At 32.5% G+C, this 21,102-nt stretch carries 22 protein-coding genes; 21 read left to right on the forward strand and 1 reads right to left on the reverse strand.

Annotation, left to right across the window (positions count from 1 at the left end; all coding sequences use genetic code 11):
• The first annotated feature begins 53 nt into the window (after positions 1–53).
• The 6 genes from CN601_RS09615 (at position 54) to rpsA (ending at position 6,306) form a co-directional block, all read left to right on the forward strand.
• On the forward strand, positions 54–1,334 hold the full coding sequence (locus CN601_RS09615; protein WP_098121025.1) for a Glu/Leu/Phe/Val family dehydrogenase: 1,281 nt from the start codon (positions 54–56) through the stop codon (positions 1,332–1,334).
• A 139-nt stretch (positions 1,335–1,473) separates the two neighbouring features.
• On the forward strand, positions 1,474–2,451 hold the full coding sequence (locus tag CN601_RS09620; RefSeq protein WP_098170915.1) for a YpdA family putative bacillithiol disulfide reductase: 978 nt from the start codon (positions 1,474–1,476) through the stop codon (positions 2,449–2,451).
• A 485-nt stretch (positions 2,452–2,936) separates the two neighbouring features.
• On the forward strand, positions 2,937–3,905 hold the full coding sequence (locus CN601_RS09625; RefSeq protein WP_098170916.1) for an asparaginase: 969 nt from the start codon (positions 2,937–2,939) through the stop codon (positions 3,903–3,905).
• A 169-nt stretch (positions 3,906–4,074) separates the two neighbouring features.
• Positions 4,075–4,260 carry a DUF5359 family protein gene (locus tag CN601_RS09630; RefSeq protein ID WP_098121028.1) on the forward strand — a complete coding sequence of 62 codons (186 nt, stop codon included), beginning with the start codon at positions 4,075–4,077 and terminating at the stop codon, positions 4,258–4,260.
• Positions 4,261–4,398: 138 nt separating this feature from the next.
• Positions 4,399–5,079, forward strand: coding sequence for a (d)CMP kinase (cmk, locus tag CN601_RS09635; protein ID WP_098170917.1), 681 nt, complete (start codon positions 4,399–4,401; stop codon positions 5,077–5,079).
• A gap of 108 nt (positions 5,080–5,187) precedes the next feature.
• Complete coding sequence (gene rpsA, locus CN601_RS09640) at positions 5,188–6,306, forward strand: 30S ribosomal protein S1 (RefSeq protein ID WP_098170918.1); 1,119 nt, start codon at positions 5,188–5,190, stop codon at positions 6,304–6,306.
• A 47-nt stretch (positions 6,307–6,353) separates the two neighbouring features.
• Here rpsA and CN601_RS09645 read toward each other — a convergent pair whose 3' ends face one another.
• Positions 6,354–6,491, reverse strand: coding sequence for a YpzI family protein (locus CN601_RS09645; RefSeq protein ID WP_082459340.1), 138 nt, complete (start codon positions 6,489–6,491; stop codon positions 6,354–6,356).
• 265 nt (positions 6,492–6,756) lie between these two features.
• Here CN601_RS09645 and CN601_RS09650 point away from each other — a divergent pair, with 265 nt between their 5' ends.
• The 15 genes from CN601_RS09650 to aroB all read left to right on the forward strand — a co-directional run bounded on the left by CN601_RS09650 (position 6,757) and on the right by aroB (position 20,977).
• Complete coding sequence (locus CN601_RS09650) at positions 6,757–7,347, forward strand: YphA family membrane protein (RefSeq protein WP_098170919.1); 591 nt, start codon at positions 6,757–6,759, stop codon at positions 7,345–7,347.
• Between the two features lie 131 nt (positions 7,348–7,478).
• Positions 7,479–8,789: a ribosome biogenesis GTPase Der gene (der, locus tag CN601_RS09655; protein WP_098121032.1), complete on the forward strand. Its 1,311-nt coding sequence runs from the start codon at positions 7,479–7,481 to the stop codon at positions 8,787–8,789.
• Between the two features lie 42 nt (positions 8,790–8,831).
• The gene (locus CN601_RS09660; RefSeq protein ID WP_098121033.1) at positions 8,832–9,869 is read left to right on the forward strand and encodes an NAD(P)H-dependent glycerol-3-phosphate dehydrogenase; all 1,038 of its coding nucleotides are present in this window, start codon (positions 8,832–8,834) and stop codon (positions 9,867–9,869) included.
• A 279-nt stretch (positions 9,870–10,148) separates the two neighbouring features.
• Positions 10,149–10,418: a stage VI sporulation protein F gene (locus CN601_RS09665; protein WP_098121034.1), complete on the forward strand. Its 270-nt coding sequence runs from the start codon at positions 10,149–10,151 to the stop codon at positions 10,416–10,418.
• A 437-nt stretch (positions 10,419–10,855) separates the two neighbouring features.
• On the forward strand, positions 10,856–11,053 hold the full coding sequence (locus CN601_RS09670) for a DUF2768 domain-containing protein (RefSeq protein WP_098121035.1): 198 nt from the start codon (positions 10,856–10,858) through the stop codon (positions 11,051–11,053).
• 20 nt (positions 11,054–11,073) lie between these two features.
• A complete protein-coding gene (locus CN601_RS09675; RefSeq protein WP_098121036.1) occupies positions 11,074–11,790 on the forward strand; it encodes a hypothetical protein in 717 nt (238 codons plus the stop codon).
• 197 nt (positions 11,791–11,987) lie between these two features.
• Positions 11,988–13,466, forward strand: a complete 1,479-nt coding sequence (gene spoIVA / locus CN601_RS09680; RefSeq protein WP_098121037.1) for a stage IV sporulation protein A — start codon at positions 11,988–11,990, stop codon at positions 13,464–13,466.
• Between the two features lie 476 nt (positions 13,467–13,942).
• Positions 13,943–14,215 carry an HU family DNA-binding protein gene (locus tag CN601_RS09685; RefSeq protein ID WP_056466694.1) on the forward strand — a complete coding sequence of 91 codons (273 nt, stop codon included), beginning with the start codon at positions 13,943–13,945 and terminating at the stop codon, positions 14,213–14,215.
• A gap of 319 nt (positions 14,216–14,534) precedes the next feature.
• Positions 14,535–15,107, forward strand: a complete 573-nt coding sequence (gene folE / locus CN601_RS09690) for a GTP cyclohydrolase I FolE (RefSeq protein ID WP_098121039.1) — start codon at positions 14,535–14,537, stop codon at positions 15,105–15,107.
• Positions 15,108–15,371: 264 nt separating this feature from the next.
• On the forward strand, positions 15,372–16,046 hold the full coding sequence (locus tag CN601_RS09695; protein WP_179865508.1) for a heptaprenyl diphosphate synthase component 1: 675 nt from the start codon (positions 15,372–15,374) through the stop codon (positions 16,044–16,046).
• Between the two features lie 41 nt (positions 16,047–16,087).
• Positions 16,088–16,798: a demethylmenaquinone methyltransferase gene (locus CN601_RS09700; protein WP_098121041.1), complete on the forward strand. Its 711-nt coding sequence runs from the start codon at positions 16,088–16,090 to the stop codon at positions 16,796–16,798.
• A gap of 44 nt (positions 16,799–16,842) precedes the next feature.
• Complete coding sequence (hepT, locus tag CN601_RS09705; protein WP_098121042.1) at positions 16,843–17,805, forward strand: heptaprenyl diphosphate synthase component II; 963 nt, start codon at positions 16,843–16,845, stop codon at positions 17,803–17,805.
• A gap of 226 nt (positions 17,806–18,031) precedes the next feature.
• A complete protein-coding gene (gene ndk / locus CN601_RS09710) occupies positions 18,032–18,478 on the forward strand; it encodes a nucleoside-diphosphate kinase (protein WP_098170920.1) in 447 nt (148 codons plus the stop codon).
• Between the two features lie 244 nt (positions 18,479–18,722).
• Positions 18,723–19,892: a chorismate synthase gene (gene aroC / locus CN601_RS09715; protein WP_098121044.1), complete on the forward strand. Its 1,170-nt coding sequence runs from the start codon at positions 18,723–18,725 to the stop codon at positions 19,890–19,892.
• Positions 19,892–20,977, forward strand: a complete 1,086-nt coding sequence (gene aroB, locus CN601_RS09720) for a 3-dehydroquinate synthase (RefSeq protein ID WP_098170921.1) — start codon at positions 19,892–19,894, stop codon at positions 20,975–20,977. Before aroC ends, aroB begins: the two co-directional genes overlap by 1 nt.
• Positions 20,978–21,102: the final 125 nt, after the last annotated feature.

Here is a 21,102-nt window from a genome sequence, read left to right on the forward strand (position 1 = left end):
TAATTTCAGAATGAATGAAACTTTTCATAGTTCAAATTTCTAGGGGGTTTACAATGGTTGCCGAGAAATCTACAGAGAAAAATAGCAACACTGAAGAACAATTAGATGTACTAGCGCCTACACAAGTAGTAATCAAAGAAGCGTTAGAAAAATTAGGATATTCAAATGAAATGTATGAACTTTTAAAAGAACCAGTTCGTATGATGACTGTAAAAATTCCAGTTCGCATGGATGATGGACAAGTGAAAATTTTCACTGGTTACAGAGCACAACATAATGATGCAGTAGGACCAACTAAAGGTGGTATCCGTTTCCATCCGAATGTAACAGAAAATGAAGTGAAAGCACTTTCAATCTGGATGAGCTTGAAATGTGGAATTGTAGATTTACCATATGGCGGAGGTAAAGGTGGAATCGTTTGTGATCCACGTGATATGTCTTTTCGTGAGTTAGAAAGACTTAGCCGCGGTTATGTTCGTGCAATTAGCCAAATCGTAGGACCAACTAAAGATATTCCAGCTCCAGACGTATTTACGAACTCTCAAATTATGGCTTGGATGATGGATGAATATTCTAGAATAGATGAATTTAACTCTCCTGGTTTTATTACTGGTAAGCCATTAGTATTAGGTGGCTCTCACGGTCGTGAAACTGCTACTGCTAAAGGTGTTACAATTGTAATTCGTGAAGCAGCTAAGCGTAAAGGTATTAACTTAGAAGGTGCACGAGTTGTTATCCAAGGATTTGGTAATGCAGGTAGCTTCTTAGCTAAATTTATGCATGATGCTGGTGCAAAAGTTATTGGTATTTCTGATGCTTATGGTGCTCTTCATGATCCAAATGGCTTAGATATTGATTATTTATTAGATCGTAGAGATAGCTTTGGTACAATTACTAAACTATTTAATAATACAATTTCAAATAAAGAATTATTAGAATTAGATTGTGATATTTTAGTTCCTGCAGCGATTGAAAATCAAATTACAAAAGAAAATGCTCATAACATTAAAGCATCGATTGTAGTTGAAGCTGCTAATGGACCTACAACACTTGAAGCGACAAAAATTTTAACTGAACGTGGAATTCTACTAGTTCCAGACGTATTAGCTAGTGCTGGTGGCGTAACTGTTTCTTACTTTGAATGGGTACAAAATAACCAAGGTTATTACTGGACTGAAGAAGAAGTAGAAACAAGATTAGAAAAAGTTATGGTACGCTCATTTGATAATATTTATGAAACAAGTGTAAATAGAAAAGTAAATATGCGTCTTGCAGCTTACATGGTAGGAGCGCGTAAAATGGCTGAAGCTAGCCGATTCAGAGGTTGGGTATAAGCTTATATATGATAAAAAACAAGATGGGAATTTTTCCATCTTGTTTTTTTGTTTACCTATTATTAGACAAAATAAATTTTTTACGTAAAATAGATATAGTAAATATAACTAAGAATTAAGTTTAATGGAGATGTTTCAAATGGAAAAAGTTGAAGTTCTGATCATAGGTGGAGGACCTTGTGGTATTGCGGCTTATCTAGCTCTGAAAAATAAGGGGATATCTGCATTAATAATTGAAAAAGGAAATATAGTTCATACCCTTAGTCGATTCCCAACACATCAAACGTTTTTTAGTACGAGTGAAAAATTAGAAGTGGGAAATATTCCATTTATTATCGAAGGTAGAAAACCGAAGAAACATCAGGCACTAGCTTATTACCGTGATGTTGTAAAAAGAAATAATATAAAAATTAATGCTTTTGAAGAAGTAACGTCTGTTACAAAAAAAAGTAATTTTATGATTGAAACAGTTACGACAAACGGTGAAGAAAAAAAGTATGAAGCAAAAGCAGTCATAGTTGCTACAGGATACTACGATCAACCAAACTACTTATCAATTCCTGGTGAAAAGCTTGAAAAAGTTTCACATTACTTTTTTGAAGGACATAAGCATTTTAATCAAAAGGTTGCAATTATTGGTGGTAAAAACTCAAGTGTCGATGCAGCACTAGAATTAGAAAAATGTTGTGCGGAAGTAACTGTCATCTATAGAGGTAGTTCATATTCACCAAGTATTAAACCATGGGTTTTACCTGAGTTTGAAGGGCTTGTCCGTTCAGAATCTATCAAAATGGAATTTAACGCAAATATAGTAGAAATCAAAGAAGACTCGGTTGTTTATGAAAAAGAAGGGCAAATAATCGAGATTGAAAATGACTTTGTCTATGCAATGACAGGTTATCATCCGGATCATACTTTAATTAAAAGTATGGGAGTAAAGGTAGATGATCAGTCGGGGCGACCACTATTTAATCCAGAAACGATGGAAACTAATATAGAAGGTATTTATATTGCTGGAGTAATCGCTGCCGGTAACAATGCAAATGAAATTTTTATTGAAAATGGCCGTTTTCATGGAGATTTAATTGCCTCTCATATAACAAGTAGTTCAAAGTAAATGGGCAAAGTTTTTTTGGGATAATTTTTTAAAATTCTCAAGTTCTGCAAATTTATTGATAAGTTCATTTTTCAACAGTATATGAACATTGCATAGCTACGTTTCAGACGGATGAAAAATGAGCTTGTCGATCAGTCCATCATCATCAGTGTTAAGAAAAATCGGTCGTAGTGGACTTCCACTACGGCCTATTATGATTATGGAGTTTTCTTATTTTTGTATTTTTACATACTATTGAAGCTTTTATTAGTAAGTTTTTTTGATTAACTTGCTATTTTCTAACTCATGAATCTCACCCCATGGAGAGCGAGAATTCTGTAGTAGAAATTAATATCATACTACTTCCTTTACATTGATAACTTCTTTTTTCAACAACATGAAACGTAGCATAGCTACGTTTTTTTTGTACAAAGAATTTATAACCTGTTTTTGTTTACTTGAATAATTTTTAAATGATATAATTTCATGTGAAATGAGGTGCTGTAATGAAAAAAGTAGTATTAATTACGACAGGTGGAACAATTGCTAGTAAACCAAATGCTGAATCAGGGAAGTTAGATTCAGGTGCATTATCGGGACAAGAAATTGCAGAAATGCTTGATTTACCAAAAGATATAAATGTTATTGTTGATTCTTTTTTTCAAGTTCCAAGTATGCACATCGGCTTTAATCATTGGATGATGTTAAAAAATAAAATTGAAGAATACTATCAAGATGAAACAATCGATGGGGTAGTCGTTACCCATGGAACTGATACTTTAGAAGAAACGGCTTATTTTTTAGATTTAACAATTGACGACGAACGTCCTGTAGTTGTTACTGGCTCACAAAGATCACCAGGTGAACTAGGTACTGATGCTTTTATTAATTTAAGACATGCAATCTATACTGCAGCTGATGACTCTTCAAGAAATGTTGGAACTGTTGTTGTCTTTAATGAACGTATTTTTACTGCAAAATATGTTAAAAAAGAACATGCATCCAATATTCAAGGATTTAACGTTTTCGGTTTCGGGTACTTAGGGATTATTGATAATGACAAAGTACATATTTACCAAAAACCAGTAATAAAAGATAAATACAAAATTACAGGTGAACTACCGCAAGTTGATATCATTAAATGTTATATCGAAGCAAAAGGATACTTCATTAAAGCAGCTGTTGAAAATGGTGCAAAAGGTATTATCCTAGAAGGTGTTGGAAGAGGACAAGTATCACCATTTATGACTGAAGAAATTGAAAAAGCAGTTAAAGATGGGGTTAAAGTAATTATCACAACAAGTTCTGAAGAGGGCGAAGTATATCCGACCTACGATTATTTCGGAAGTGCTTATGATTTAGTTAACAAAGGTGTAATTTTAGGTAAAGATTACGACAGTAAAAAGGCAAGAATTAAATTAACTGTCATGTTAGCATCTGAAGTTGAGGATATTCTTGAAGGTTTTACTAAATAAATTTCAAATCTTATTTATTTTAAAACGTGCTTAGCACGTTTTTTATTTTGTATATCAGAATTGTGTTAGATTTCGAATTTAAGTTAAAGTAATTTTATATTAATTTCGAAATTGTGTATAAAATTAATTGGATTTATTCATAATGGTAATAAAAAAGGGTATGAAAAAAATGAAAAGAATCGAACGAATACTTTTTAAGTTAATCATGATTCAATTAGTTTGTTTAGTTGTAAGCCAGTACATTTTGTCTTTTCCAAGTCTTTCAGTTTATTTAACAAAAATTGAATTATATGAAGGAGTAACGCAAAAAGCAAAAGATGTAACAAGAGAAGTATATAATCATATAGGTAAATAGATGAATTCATCGGAATCATATGGTAATATTAAATAAAGCAGGCTAGCCTGCTTTATTTTTATTTGTTTTTGTCTTTTTAGGACATGATAAGATTAAAGGTTGCTATTCATTTAGCAATTTTTTTATGTAGGAGGACTTATGAGTAAAAAAATTAGTATAGCGATAGATGGTCCGGCAGCTGCTGGTAAAAGTACCGTTGCAAAGATCGTTTCAAAAAAATTAGGTTATGTATATATCGACACAGGTGCTATGTATCGTGCTCTAACTTTTAAAGCAATCCAAGAAAATATTGATGTTAATAATGAAATGGATTTAAGCAATTTACTTTCTAATATAACAATAAAATTAGTTCCTGTAGAGGACACTCAAAAAGTGTTTATTGACGATGTAGACGTTTCAGAGCCAATCAGAACTCCAGAAGTGACTAGAAACGTATCATTTGTTGCAAAACACAGCTTAGTTCGTGAAAAAATGGTCGAATTACAACGACAATATGCTGTGAATGGTGGAGTTGTAATGGATGGGAGAGATATTGGTACTCACGTATTAGTTGATGCAGAAGTTAAAATATTCATGATTGCTTCAGTAGACGAAAGAGCTCAAAGAAGACATATTGAAAATGTTAAAAATGGTTTCGAAAGTGACCTAGAGCAATTAAAAATAGAAATCTCAACAAGAGACCGAATCGACTCAGAAAGAGAAGTTTCACCACTGAAAAAAGCTGATGATGCAATATCTTTAGATACTACTTCGAAAAACATTGATGACGTTGTAAATGATATATTAACAATTGTAGATGAAAAGGTAAAAAATATTTAGAAGAATTAGTCATCAGATTTCTTGACTTTTCTGCTTATTTATTAGATGGTAAAAGAGGATAATACATAATTGGTCTATCCATTTTTAAAACACAAGGAGGAATATAGCATGGTTGAAAAAGTAATGCCAGAGGTTGGGGAAATTATCTCATGTGTAATTGAACAAATTGAAGATAAACAAGCAATTGTAGGGTTCGGTGGAAAAACAGATGGTATTCTTCCAATAAAAGAAATTTCAAACGTACATATTGAAAACGTTAGTGACGCGTTAACTGTTGGACAGGAAATTGAATTAAAGGTTATTAAAGTTGAAGAAGATTCAGTAGTTTTTTCTAAACGTGCTGTAGATTCTGTTAAAGCTTGGGATCAATTAGTAACTAAATTAGAAAGTAAAGAAGTATTCGAAGTAATCGTTACTGAGCAAGTTAACGGTGGATTAATCGCTGACGTAGGAGTACGTGGTTTTATTCCGGCTTCTTTAGTTTCAAAAAAATTCGTAGAAGATTTAGGAAGCTATGTTGGTCAATCGATTGAAGTAGTAATCGAAGAACTTGATCGTGAAAAAAATCGTGTAATCCTATCACATAAAGCTGTAGAGCAGTTAAACGAAATTGAAAATCGTCGTCAAGCATATTCAACAATTAAAGTTGGTCAAATTGTTGAAGGTAAAGTAGAAAGATTAACTAATTTCGGTGCTTTTGTTAATATCGGTGGAGTTGATGGATTAGTACACGTTTCTCAAATGTCTCATAATCGAGTTACAAAACCTGAAGAGATTGTATCTGTAGGAGATACTGTAAAGGTTCAAGTTCTTTCAATTGATACAGATACAAACCGTATCGCTTTATCAATGAAAGCAATTCAGCCAGGCCCATGGGATCAATTAGATCCAAGTATTAAAGCTGATGCTGTTGTAGAAGGAACTGTAAGACGCCTAACAAACTTTGGTGCATTTGTAGAAGTTCAAAAAGGTATTGAAGGATTAGTTCATGTTTCTCAAATTGCTGATAAACATATTAAAAATCCAAATGAAGTCTTAGCGGTAGGTCAAGATGTAAAGGTTAAAATTTTAGAAATTAACCCTACTGAAAAACGCTTATCATTAAGCATCAAAGAAGCTGGTGAAGCTGAACTTCAAGAAGATATTGCTAAATACGTACAACCAAGCGAAAGTGGTTTCCAATTAAGTGAGCTTCTTGGTGAAAAATTAAGTAAATTTAAAAAATAAGATAAAAATCCTTCAGTTGAGAAGCTGAAGGATTTTTATTTGTTTAATTAGTTATGTTGATTTTCTGCTCTTGCTTCCTCAGGAGTGTCTAAACGTGTAGCACCTTTGTAATGGATGCTCTGATCACGATCAGATTCAACTCTTCTAGATTGCTTAAGCTTCTTTTCTTGTCGATCTTTTCCCACTCGTTTCACCTCCAAAAAATTCTCTTTTATAGATTCGTAATAAAATCAATTTCTTATACCATTCTTTTCTGTCAGCTTTTTACTTTTAAAAGTATATTTTTTATCCAGTTAATAATTGGATCAGTAAAATTTAGTATAAAAATATTCAAAATTATAGTCATTTCTATAATATTTCTTACAATTAAATTTATAAGAAATCAGTCTTTCTAAATTGATTATTTTTGGTAGGAATTGTTACATACTAGAACTAATAGGAGGTTTTCATGTGCAAGGGAGTTTTTTTATAATTGCTTCTTGGGTTCTCGTATTTGTTTTGATGTTTTTAAGAGAAAGAACGAAATTGAGCTTTCTCTATTTATCAGGGATCCTGATCTTAATTATCTGTTCAGCTTATACAATCGATGTATTTTCCATTGAAATAAATATTTCATATATCATCATGATTTTTTACATAAGTTACAAAATTAGCTTATTAAGTTTACGTGAACAAATAATCCATTTCGTTAAAGGATTGATTATTGGGATGACATATAGCGTTGTAACTTTGCTTTCTATATATGATCCTGCAAGTTTTTTTATCAATGAGATGATTATTAAATCATTTTTTATAATCGTGCTTTGTTTATTTTTAAGTAAATCTTATTATGATAAGTTACGATACATAACGATTGGTCTTGTTCAAGGAGAACTATTTAATTATATTACATTTGAATCGATTGATTTTAACTATGTAATCGGAGACTTAAACTGGTTTGATACTTTATTTTTTACAATCTTACTATTGTCAGGGATTCAATATTTAACAAAATATTATTCAAAATTGAGCCTTAAAAATAGAAAATTACTAAAAAACTAATGTATATTGGTCTTTTTTCATATTTTTTGTTAAAATAGATAAGTTATTTAAATAAATCAATTTATAATCAAAACTAAAACACATTTACATGAATTAAATGGTACATAGTTATGCTAGGAAGGATGAATTAAATGTCTAAACCGACAGTTGCAATAGTTGGACGACCGAATGTAGGTAAATCAACTATTTTTAATAGGATCGTGGGAGAAAGAATCTCAATTGTAGAAGATATTCCAGGAGTTACTCGTGACCGTATATATAGCTCAGGAGAGTGGCTAAATCAAGAATTTAGTTTAATTGATACAGGTGGAATTGATATAGGTGATGAGCCGTTTTTAGAGCAAATTCGTCAACAAGCAGAAATCGCTATTGATGAAGCGGATGTAATTATTTTTCTAACAAATGGCCGTGAAGGTGTAACAGCAGCAGATGAAGAAGTTGCTAAAATCCTTTATAAAACAAAAAAGCCAGTTGTTTTAGCAGTTAATAAAGTAGATAATCCTGAAATGAGAAGCGATATTTACGACTTTTATGCATTAGGCTTCGGTGAAGTATTTCCAATCTCAGGCTCACATGGTTTAGGAATTGGAGATTTACTAGATGAGGTTGTTAAGCATTTCCCTGAAAAAGAAGAAGAAAATTATGATGAGGAGACAATTAAATTCAGTTTAATTGGACGTCCAAATGTAGGGAAATCATCTTTAGTAAATGCATTATTAGGTCAAGAGCGTGTAATCGTTAGTAATGTTGCCGGTACAACACGTGATGCTGTAGATACGCCATACTCAAAAGATGGTCAAGATTATGTCATTATTGATACAGCTGGTATGAGGAAAAAAGGTAAAGTTTATGAAAGTACAGAAAAATATAGTGTTTTACGTGCTTTAAGAGCAATTGAAAGATCGGATGTCGTCTTAGTTGTATTAGATGGTGAAGAAGGAATTATCGAACAAGACAAAAAAATCGCTGGTTATGCACATCAAGCAGGAAGATCAATTGTTATTGTCGTTAATAAATGGGATGCTGTAGAAAAAGATGAAAAAACAATGAATGACTTCATTGAAAACATTCGTGCACATTTCCAATTCCTGGACTACGCACCGATTGTATTCCTTTCAGCTAAAACGAAGAAAAGAACTCAAACTTTGTTACCGATGATTAATAAAGCATGTGAGAGCCATAGCTTACGTGTTCCTACGAATGTACTTAATGATGTAATTATGGATGCAATTGCAGTGAATCCTACTCCAACACATAATGGACAAAGATTAAGAGTGTATTATGCAACTCAAGTCGCGATTAAACCACCAACATTCGTTGTGTTTGTAAACGATCCAGAATTACTTCACTTTAGTTACGAACGATTCTTAGAAAATCGTATTAGAGATGCATTTGACTTTGAAGGATCTCCAATTAGGATTATTGGTCGAGCACGAGCTTAATTCATTGTAAAATTTGGATTCTTTTTGAAAGGGAGTGTGGTTATGGAAAAAATCTCAGTTTTAGGTGCAGGTAGTTGGGGAACAGCTTTAGCCATGGTGTTATCAGATAATGGACATTCAGTTACGTTATGGGGAAATAATGCCAATCAAATTAATGAAATAAATGATGATCATACAAATAAAAAATATTTGCCAGAAATTGAATTACCACAATCTTTAAAAGCAACAGTAAATTTAAACGAAGCGATTAATGGAGCTAAATATATTTTACTTGTAGTACCTACAAAAGCAATTAGAGAGGTATGTCAAAAATTAAATAATGAGCTAACTGAAGAGGTTACGATTATTCATGCAAGTAAAGGGATTGAACCAGATACTTCAAAACGTGTTTCAGAAATGATTTCAGAAGAAATTAATCCAAAGCTCTTAAAATCAGTTGTTGTATTATCAGGACCAAGTCATGCTGAAGAGGTTGCTTTAAGACATCCTACGACTGTAACATCTGCTTCTGAAAATATGGACGAAGCAGAATATGTACAAGACTTATTTTCTAATGGCTACTTCCGTGTCTACACAAATGAAGATGTAATAGGTGTGGAAATTGGAGGGGCTCTAAAAAATATTATTGCACTTGCTGCAGGGATTACTGACGGACTTGGCTATGGAGACAATGCAAAGGCGGCTTTAATGACTCGTGGACTTGCTGAAATTATTCGCTTAGGTAAAACAATGGGTGCTAATACTCAAACTTTTGCAGGTTTAACAGGAATGGGCGATTTAATCGTAACTTGTACAAGTGTACATAGCCGTAACTGGAGAGCGGGTAATTTATTAGGAAAAGGCCAATCACTAGAAGAAGTTTTAGATAATATGGGTATGATTGTAGAAGGCGTTCGTACGACAAAAGCCGCTTACCAATTGGCAAAACAAGCAAATGTTGAAATGCCAATTGTTAATGAGTTATATGCAGTATTATTTGAAAATAAAAATCCAAAATTAGCAGTCGATGCGCTAATGTCTCGTGTAAAAAGACATGAAGGCGAGAGCACTTTGAATTTTATAAGTGATCTTACTGAGTAATCAATTAGATTACTTATAAGAATATGTGTACTCTAATTAATGCTAAAGAGTGTAGAGAAAAATTTCTCTACACTCTTTTTTATATTTTGTACACCGTACAGGCAAGAAGAAGTGGCTCACATCCCTCTTTTTAATAAATAGAATAATGCATACATAAATCCTTTAAAGGAAAGCTGTAGATTTTTTTATTTTATACTTTTCCTTAATGGACTAAAATAGGCGTTTCACCATTTCTCTTTTTTTGCATAGCATATGTTGTATAGAAAAAGGGAGGTTTGAATGGTGACTAATAATAATCCAAATGGTTTCTTTGATAAGATTGAAAAGAAAGCAAATGTAAGTAAATCAGATATTTTTAAAGTTGCTGATTCAGTGAAAGATGCAAACTTTAAAGATGAAGCTACTGTTAGAAAACTAGTGCGCCAAATTGCGTTAATGACTGGTCGTCAAGTTACAAAGGAAAAAGAAGACAAAATCGTTCAAGCAATTGTTACAAATAATATGCCACTAGATTTTCAATCATTAACAAATATGTTTAAACAAAAATAATTGGGCTTATTCTTCAGCGATGTATTTAGTGCATAATCATACATTTTCGCATAGTATAGAATGACTTATACCGGATGAATTCTGGTGGGTGTTAGTCGATAAAATTTAAAGAAGCAATTGCCCCAGTTTGCTTCAAAGAAAGAAGGAGTATTTATTTACTTCTTCTTTCTTTTTTTATTTACAAATATGTGAATTCTCCTATGTATAACCTTTATTTGGAATGATTTGAGGGACAATCGATGTGCTCGGATTAATTAAAAATAGAGAATTTTATCTAAAATAATCGATTATAAAAAGATTGAAAAATAGTATTGAACAAGTATAGGTAGGGACTGAATTAGTCGATAATGACTTAATAGGAATAAAAATATTTTATTTCAAATCGGGTCATTATTTTGATACTATAATAATGTTAGCAATTACATAGGGGGAACAAGATGAACGCGGCACATATTAATGAAATTATTTCTTTTGTTGGGATTGGATTAATGCTTTTTTCATTATTTTTAATTTTCTTGAGTAGACACAAAATAAAAATTAAATTTTTAAAAATGATAACGGCATTTATTGCATATATGTCTTTAATTATATCTGGAATTTTAATTACATATATCGTATTAAGCTGGCCTAGTTAATGATAAAAAAGGGGACTAACATGAAAAAGCTATTTCTTACCATTTTAATGTGCTTTGTAATAAGTGTATTAAGTGGCTGTTTATATCCACAAGATAATCTTGCACAAAATCAAGTACCATATGACGATCAAATAGAAAGTGTTCAAAAAGCAGTAAATAAATTTAAAGAAGATAATTCTGGAATCTTACCAATAAAAACGAAGGATATGAGTACACCAATTTACATTAAATATCCAATTGATTTTACGAAACTGATTCCCGGTTATTTAAGTGATTCACCTGGTAATTCATATGAAAATGGTGGAATCTTTCAATATGTCTTAATTGATGCAGAAAAAAATCCAACGGTCAAATTAGTTGATCTTAGAACTGCAGAAAAATTAAGAGATGTTAATTTGCAAGTACAAGTTTATAAAGATAAACATACTTATCCACCAATTAAGAAAACCCTTGCTAACGGTGTATTCCTATTAAACTATAAAAAGATGGGGTTTAAAGAGGAGCCTTACGTTGTAAGTCCTTATAGTAATAATCATTTACCAATCGTAATGGGCAATGACGGTGAATTCTATGTGGATTATTCAACTGACTTATATGCAAAAATAAAAGAAGCGAAAAATTTTAAGTTCGGTGAAGATATACGATCTATTTTAGTAAAAGACTCACCAATCGTGCCTGCATACTCACTTCCATACACTGTCAAAGATGGACAACCGGTATTTTTAGAACAAAAATAAATAATATAAATCATAATCCTTTGATAAAAGAATACATTTTATCGAAGGATTATTTTATTTTTATCCGAAGTTAATAAGTAGAAAAAATAAAAAATCTTGTCATAACTTACTAGGACAACATCATAGAATGATATTGTCATAGGCATACTACTTCAAGTCAATTATTCCCATGTATTGATAAATCGGGAGGGGAACACATGGAAAAGATAGATATTTTTAAAGACATTGCCGAGCGCACGGGAGGAGATATCTACTTAGGTGTTGTAGGCGCTGTGCGTACTGGTAAATCAACATTTATAAAACGCTTTATGGAAGCAGTTGTTATCCCAAATATTCAAAATGAAGCTGATCGTGCGAGAGCACATGATGAATTACCTCAAAGTGCAGCAGGTAAAACAATAATGACGACAGAACCTAAATTCGTTCCAAATCAAGGTGTGAAAATTCATGTAGCGGATGGGTTAGATGTAAATATTCGATTAGTAGATTGCGTTGGTTATAGTGTACCAGGAGCTAAAGGATATGAAGATGAAAACGGCCCTAGAATGATTAGCACACCTTGGTATGAAGAACCAATACCTTTCAATGAAGCAGCAGAAATCGGTACAAGAAAAGTTATCCAAGAGCATTCTACAATTGGAGTTGTTGTAACAACTGATGGCACAATTGGAGAAATCGCTAGATACGATTACATCGAAGCAGAAGAACGAGTAGTTGCTGAATTAAAAGAAGTTGGTAAGCCTTTCATTATGGTTGTTAACTCTTCTCAGCCATATCACCCTAATACAGAAGCACTTAGACAGGAATTAAGCGAAAAGTATGACATTCCTGTTATCGCTTTAAGTGTTGAAGCAATGCGTGAAGGTGATGTATTAAACGTACTTCGTGAAGCTCTATACGAGTTCCCAGTCCTTGAAGTGAATGTAAATCTACCAAGCTGGGTATTAGTATTAAAAGAAAATCACTGGTTACGCCAAAGCTACCAAGAAGCAATTCAAGAAACAGTAAAAGACATAAAACGATTAAGAGATGTAGACTTTGTAGTTGGTCAATTTAGTGATTATGAGTTTATTGAACATGCACAACTTGCTGGAATAGACATGGGGCAAGGGGTGGCAGAAATCGATTTATCTGCTCCAGATGAGTTATATGACCAAGTTTTAAAAGAAGTAGTTGGAGTAGAAATTCGAGGTAAAGATCATCTATTAGAATTAATGCAAGACTTTGCTCATGCAAAACAAGAATATGATCAAGTTGCCGATGCATTAAAAATGGTGAAACAAACTGGATACGGAATTGCTGCACCATCTCTTTTAGATATGAGTTTAGATGAACCGGAGATTATCCGCCACGGATCTAGATTCGGTGTGAAACTAAAAGCGGTTGCCCCATCTATTCATATGATTAAAGTAGATGTTGAGTCAACATTTGAACCAATTATTGGAACAGAAAAACAAAGCGAAGAGCTTGTTAAATACTTAATGCAGGATTTTGAAGATAATCCACTGTCAATCTGGAATTCAGATATATTTGGACGCTCATTAAGTTCAATCGTTCGTGAAGGAATCCAAGCAAAACTTTCTCTAATGCCTGAAAATGCAAGATATAAATTGAAGGAAACATTAGAACGAATTATCAACGAAGGAAGTGGCGGCTTAATTGCAATCATCCTTTAATAGAATGAATCAATATAATTAATCAGATGGTATTAAACCATCTGATTTTTTTTTGCATTTTCATAAATTCGAAAAGATTTTTAAGAGAATTTGGTATTTTTTTGAGACGAAAATTGCTTTTAGTAGTAAATTAAAAAAACTGCAAAAAAGATTAGAATCGACAAGTTTCTACAAAAATATTTTGATCGGAATTAGTAAAAAAAAATTACGGAATTGCCTATTAATTCAGTAATCATCGTATATTCAACAAGAAATTATAAAAAATTAGTGGTAGAAAAATGAATTTTTCAGAAAAATCGCTTCACATTTTCGAGTAATTCCAACATTTTCTTGTAAAACATATTGAAAAAAGCCGTAGAATCGTATAATATAAGGCATGACAAAGAAATTAATTGGAATTTGTTGTATAAAATTTAAAATTTTGGTCACAAATGAAATTAAGAATTATTTTAATTTTTTGGGAGGAGGTGAAAGACATGAACAAAACTGATTTAATCAATGCAGTTGCTGAAGCTGGTGAATTAACTAAAAAACAAGCTACTTTAGCAGTAGACGCTGTATTCGAATCAATTCTTGGTGCGTTACAAAACGGGGATAAAGTACAATTAATCGGATTTGGTAACTTTGAAGTTCGTGAGCGTGCAGCTCGTAAAGGACGTAATCCACAAACTGGCGAAGAAATCGAAATCGCAGCTAGTAAAGTTCCAGCTTTCAAACCTGGTAAAGCGCTTAAGGATGCTGTAAAATAATTACATAATTTAAGCGGAAAAGAAGGATGCTAATTAAAGCATCCTTCTTTTTTTGCTGGAAAGCCCTAAAAAGATGTTTTTCAAACTTCTTAAAAGCGGTCATCATTACGTATTGCAAAGTCTTTTGTAAAGCGAAGTTACTTATTAGTAACAAGGCTGCAAATAGACAAAGTAAAGAATCGTGCGCTTCTAGTAGTCACTAAGAAGGATGATAATTAAAGGCATCCTTCTTTTTTTTGCCTATAAAAAAAGAATTATGTTAAAATAAAACGAATCTGATAGTGAATATTAGAATTTTTTTAGCATGGGGGATCAATTAATGAATGAAGTAAATTTAGAAAAAATTGAACAAGCGGTTCGTCTAATTCTCGAAGCTATCGGTGATGATCCAAATCGAGAAGGAATTTACGAAACGCCAAAACGAGTTGCGAAAATGTATGCTGAAGTATTCTCTGGCATGCGCCAAGATGAAAAAGCTCATTTACATAAAGTATTTGGTGAAGATCATGAAGAATTAGTTCTAGTAAAAGATATACCATTCCATTCAATGTGTGAACATCATCTATTACCATTTTATGGCGTTGCACATGTAGCTTATATTCCAAGGAATGGTAGAGTAACTGGATTAAGTAAATTGGCACGTACAGTTGAAACTGTTGCAAAAAGACCACAGCTACAAGAACGTATTACTGCTTCGGTAGTTGATGCGATTATGGAAGTACTTCAACCACATGGTGCAATGGTAGTCGTTGAAGCAGAACATATGTGTATGTCAATGCGTGGAGTAAGAAAACCTGGTTCAAAAACAGTTACTACAGCGGTTCGTGGATCATTAAAAGAGGATGCTCAAGGAAGAAATGAAATTCTTGCAATGATTCATTCAACAAGATAGTTTTATCAATCAAAAAAACAGGTGCGCCGTCATTAAGGTGCCGACAATGTATTATAGGTTCAACATTTTGAGAAGTTTTTTAGACTGATCGTAAACGCTCGTCTTATAGAGGGGCGTTTATCATTCGTCTGAATAAAGGTAAACCTGCTTTTTTTGAAAATATTCATTATAAATAATGCAAGTTGATTGAGTAATCAACTTATACCATCTAAAATACTTATGGTATAATGATTAAATCAGTAATAAATGGAATGGATGGAAATAATGAATAGTATTCACGAGATAAAAAATGAAGTAATCACTCAAATTTTACATACAATTAAACATCCTTATTTAAATCAGCATCTTTCAATACCAACAATTGATGATGTAAAGGTTACTTTATTAATAAATTTATTAAAAGATAATGATTTTACGAGTGATAAAATTGTGCATTACTGTAAAGCCTTGATGATTCATCAAATTGCATTAGATACACATGAAAAAGTATCAACATATGAAAGTACGCCAATGGATCGTGAGAAGAAACAGTTAACCGTATTGGAAGGGGACTTATATAGTGGACTATATTACAATGCTCTTTCTAAAACTGGTGAAATTGGATTAATTAAGGAACTTTCATATGCGGTAAAAGAAATGAATGAAGAAAAAATTAATTTAGTTCACGAAAAATTTAAATCTTTAGATGAGCTTTTCAAATGTATCACAGTTATTGAATCAACTATAATTGTTCATTTTGCAAAATTTATTGCATCGGAAGAATCAATTCACCATATTGAGCAAGCTTGTTTAATAGCTAGACTGAAAAAAGAATACGAAATCTCTTCAGTTGATCATTGTTCTGATTTTATTAAGCAATTTCAGAATATAATAGGTATGAATGATATGGGTAAAATAAAAGAAGAAATATCAAAAATAATGATACAATTACAAAAATAATCTACATAGAAGTAATCGTAATTAGTTTAGTGGGGGTTTATATGACTCAATCAAAAGAAGAACGCGTTCATGACGTGTTTGAAAAGATTTATAATAAATATGATACAATGAATGGTATTATTAGTTTTAGAAGACATATTGCTTGGCGCAAACAAACTATGAAAATAATGAATGTCCAAAAAGGTATGAAAGCGCTTGATGTATGCTGTGGTACTGGTGAATGGACGATTGCATTAGCAAATGCAGTTGGAAAAGATGGAGAAGTAGTAGGATTAGACTTTAGTAAGAACATGCTTTCAATTGGAGAGCAAAAAGTTAAAAGTATGCATTTAGACCAGGTTAAATTAATCCATGGTAATGCGATGGAATTACCGTTTGAGGACAACTATTTTGATACAGTTACAATCGGATTCGGATTAAGAAATGTTCCAGATTATTATCAAGTGTTGAAAGAAATGACTAGAGTTGTAAAACCTGGTGGGATTGTAGTATGTTTAGAAACTTCACAACCAACGGCATTTGGTGTTAGACATGTATATAAAGCTTATTTTAAATACATCATGCCGATCTTTGGTAAATTATTCGCTAAAAGCTTTAAAGAATATTCTTGGTTACAAGAAAGCGCAAGTACTTTTCCAGGGATGAATGAGCTTGCAAAGCTTTTCGAAAAAGCAGGATTAGAGAAAATTAGAATCAAACCTTATACTTTTGGGGTAGCGGCGATGCATTTAGGTGTTAAACCAAAGAGCTAGTTACAAAAAAGCAAGAAATTGGGATGAATAGTAAGGTGAACGGAATGAAGGTTAAATGGAAGTATTCTTATTTAAAAAAAGACATTAATGAGATTGAAAATACACTACATCAAGTAGTCGATTCAACGCAGCCAATTTTGAAAAATGCATCTGTACAACTACTTCAATCTGGTGGAAAAAGAATTAGACCAGTATTTGTATTGCTTAGTGCTAAATTTGGACAATATAACCTTCAATCTATAAAAAATGTAGCAGCTACATTGGAAATCATACATATGGCATCATTAGTACATGATGATGTAATTGACGAAGCTAGTTTACGAAGAGGTAAACCGACAATTAATTCAACATATAATAACCGAGTTGCTATGTATGCAGGGGATTTTTTATTTGCGAAAGCATTGGAATGTATGTCAGAAATTGAAATCCCATTGGCCCATCAAAAATTATCTGAAACAATTTTAGAGATTTGTTTAGGTGAGATTGAACAAATAAAAGATAAATATAATTTTGACCAAAATTTAAAATGTTATTTAAGACGAATTAAACGAAAAACAGCACTTTTAATATCTGCAAGTTGCGAAATAGGTGCAATAGCATCAGGAGCTTCTAAAGCTTTTCAAAAGTGTTTAAAAGATTATGGATACTATTTAGGTATGTCTTATCAAATTATGGATGATATTCTAGATTTTACGGCTTCTGAGAAGGAATTAGGAAAACCATCAGGAAGCGACTTAATTCAAGGGAATATTACATTACCTGTTTTGTTTGCAATGAATGATTTAGCATTTAAAGAGAAAATTGTTTCAGTTCATGAAGGAATAGATCCAGAGACTGTTAAACCACTTATTAATCAAATTCGAAAAAGTACATACATAAGAGCTGCTAAAAAGGTAAGTGAAGCTTATTTACAAAAGTCACTAAACAGTATCGCAAGCCTACCAAATAGCGAAGCAAAGGAAATGTTAATTTTAATTGCTAAAAATATTGGAAATCGAAAAAACTAGAGGCGGTAAAAATGCAAAAGCATTTCGGACTGCCTCTTTTGGCTTTTTTTATAGGATTGTTATGGCAATAAATTAGTTAGTTTGATAAAAATTAACCGAAAATCTGTAAGCGATTGCAATTTTTACAAAATATCAAGATTTTAAACTATTGATAATTTTATAAATAGATGATACTATTCTAACTGTGTTGTTTATACATAATTGAAATCAAGTGAGGTAGAGCATAATGGAAAGAACTTATTTAATGGTAAAACCTGATGGTGTACAACGTAACTTAATTGGTGAAATCGTTTCACGTTTTGAAAAAAAAGGTTTCCAATTAGTTGGAGCTAAATTAATGCAAGTGAGCAAAGAACAAGCTGAAACTCACTATGCTGAGCACAAAGAGCGTCCTTTCTTTGGTGAATTAGTAGACTTCATCACTTCAAGCCCAGTATTTGCTATGGTTTGGGAAGGCGAAAATGTAATCGCTACCGCGCGTCAAATGATGGGAGCAACTAACCCTAAAGATTCAGCTCCAGGAACAATCCGTGGTGAGTATGCTGCAACTGTAGGCAAAAACATTATTCACGGTTCAGATTCACCTGTAAGCGCTGAGCGTGAAATCGGTATTTTCTTCAATCAAAACGAATTAGTTGAATACTCTAAGCTTATTAAAGAGTGGGTATACTAATCTTTAATATTGAAATAAAGAAGCTAGCCTCGTGCTAGCTTTTTTTATTTGTCATAAAATTTAGTTTAAGAAATTGAACAAAAATTCTGTACAGAAAAACCATTTTTACATCAAAAGAAACAAATTTTTACAAAAAATCAAAAAAAGTGCCATTTTATCGTCCTTTTTTTATGTTAAATTCCAAATAGGTTGTGGTATAGTAGTAACTAATAATTTTAAACTTACATAAAGAGAAGGTGTTGACATGCGTTATTTAACAGCTGGTGAATCTCATGGTCCACAATTAACAACTATTATTGAAGGCGTTCCAGCAGGATTACCAATTTTAGCAGAAGAAATTAATAGTGAACTTCGTAGACGTCAAGGTGGATATGGAAGAGGGCGAAGAATGCAAATTGAGAAGGATACTGCTCAAATTACTAGCGGTGTTCGACATGGTTATACACTTGGCTCTCCAATCGCTTTAGTTGTTGAAAATAACGACTTTAAACATTGGACGAATATTATGGGTGCTGAACCTTTAGAAGATCTTGAATATGAAGGAAAAAGAAGCATTACAAAACCAAGACCTGGTCACGCAGATTTAAATGGTGCAATTAAATACGGCTTTAGAGATGTTCGAAATGTATTGGAGCGTTCTTCGGCTCGTGAAACTACTGTACGTGTTGCAGCTGGGGCAGTCGCAAAAAAATTGTTAAGTGAACTAGGGATCACAATTGCAAGCCATGTAATTGAAATTGGTGGAGTTAAAGCGAAAAACATAGAATATAAAAATGTTGAAGACTTACATAATCGTGCTGAAAACTCTGAAGTTAGATGTATAGACTCAGAAGCAACAGAAAATATGAAAGCATTAATTGATGATGCTAAGCAAAATGGTGATTCAGTAGGTGGAATCGTTGAAGTAGTCGTTGAGGGTATGCCAGCTGGTGTTGGTAGTTACGTACATTATGACCGAAAACTAGATTCAAAAATTGCAGGTGCTATTGTAAGTATTAACGCCTTTAAAGGGGTAGAGTTTGGTATTGGTTTTCAAGCCGGTTCAATACCTGGAAGTGAAGTACATGATGAAATAGCATATTCTGAGGAAAAAGGCTATTATCGATTATCGAACCGTGCAGGAGGTTTTGAGGGCGGTATGACAACTGGCATGCCAATTGTCGTTCGAGCTGTAATGAAGCCTATTCCAACGCTTTATAAGCCATTACAGAGCGTTGATATCGAAACAAAAGAAGTATATGAAGCAAGTATCGAACGATCAGATAGCTGTGCGGTTCCAGCAGCGTCAGTAGTTGCTGAGCATATCGTAGCATGGGAAGTTGCAAAAGCGATTATCGAACAATTTGAATCAGATCAACTTGAGCGATTAAAACGCAATATTGAAGATTTCCGTGAGTATGCGAGGAAGTTTTAATGAATGTGATCACTGTAAAAACAAGCTCTAAACAATACGATGTATGTATTGGGTACGGGGTATTAAGTCATTTACAGTCGAAGCTTGAAAGCCTTGTACCTAAAGTTTCAAAAATATTGATTATTACTGATGATCAAGTTGCATCGTATTATTTGGAGGAAGTAAAACAAAATTGTCTTCATGTTAATACTGTAGAACAGTATGTCATCCCTCATGGTGAAAAAAGTAAAAGCTTTGCCATTTATGAAGATTGTTTAACTTATTGCTTTGATATTCAGTTAGATCGTAATAGTTTAATTTTAGCATTAGGTGGGGGAGTAGTTGGTGATTTAGCAGGGTTCGTAGCGGCTACATATATGCGAGGTATTCGATTTATTCAAATGCCTACAACATTATTAGCTCACGATAGTGCGATTGGTGGTAAAGTTGCCATAAACCTTCCGAAAGCTAAAAATATCGTTGGTGCGTTTTATCAGCCAGAACTAGTATTGTATGAATTGAATTTTTTAACTACATTGCCAATTGAGGAATGGAGATCAGGTTTTGCTGAAGTTAGTAAAGAGGCTATGATTTCTTCTATCGAAAATTTGAATTGGTTAATGGAGTATATCCATTCTCTTGAAAATTTAGATGCTGAATTAATTGAAAAGTGTGTGACGATGGGAATAAGTGTGAAAAACGAAATTGTATCTAAGGATGAAAGAGAAAATGGAGAAAGAGCATTTTTAAACTTAGGCCATACACTTGGACACGCTATTGAAGCTTATTTAGGCTATGCAAAAACTACTCATGGTGAAGCAATTGCGTTTGGGACCTTATTTTCAATTTACTTAAGTGAACAATATTTTAAAATCGATTTAAAATATGATGAGATTTTAAGATGGTATAAACAATTAGAATATCCTGTATATTCAAATCTAGAAATAGAATCGATTGTTAATCTAATGAAACAAGATAAGAAAAATATAGATTTGAAAATAAAATATATATTATTAAAGAACTATGGAAATCCAGTAACTTGTGAATTAGAGGAAGAGTTTATTAAAGAGAATTTAGATTGTTTTTTAAAGCAAATACTTTCATAATCCTTACATGAAAATGGTGTTTTGATCATTTATAAATCAAAATATCATTTTCTTTTTCTAAATTAGAATGAAAAACATGGGACAATTCGTCGAATAGAATTTAGGAGAAAAAAAAGGTTTGATTT

Origin of the sequence: Bacillus sp. AFS017336, assembly GCF_002555445.1 — a bacterium.
GTDB lineage: Bacteria > Bacillota > Bacilli > Bacillales > Bacillaceae_G > Gottfriedia.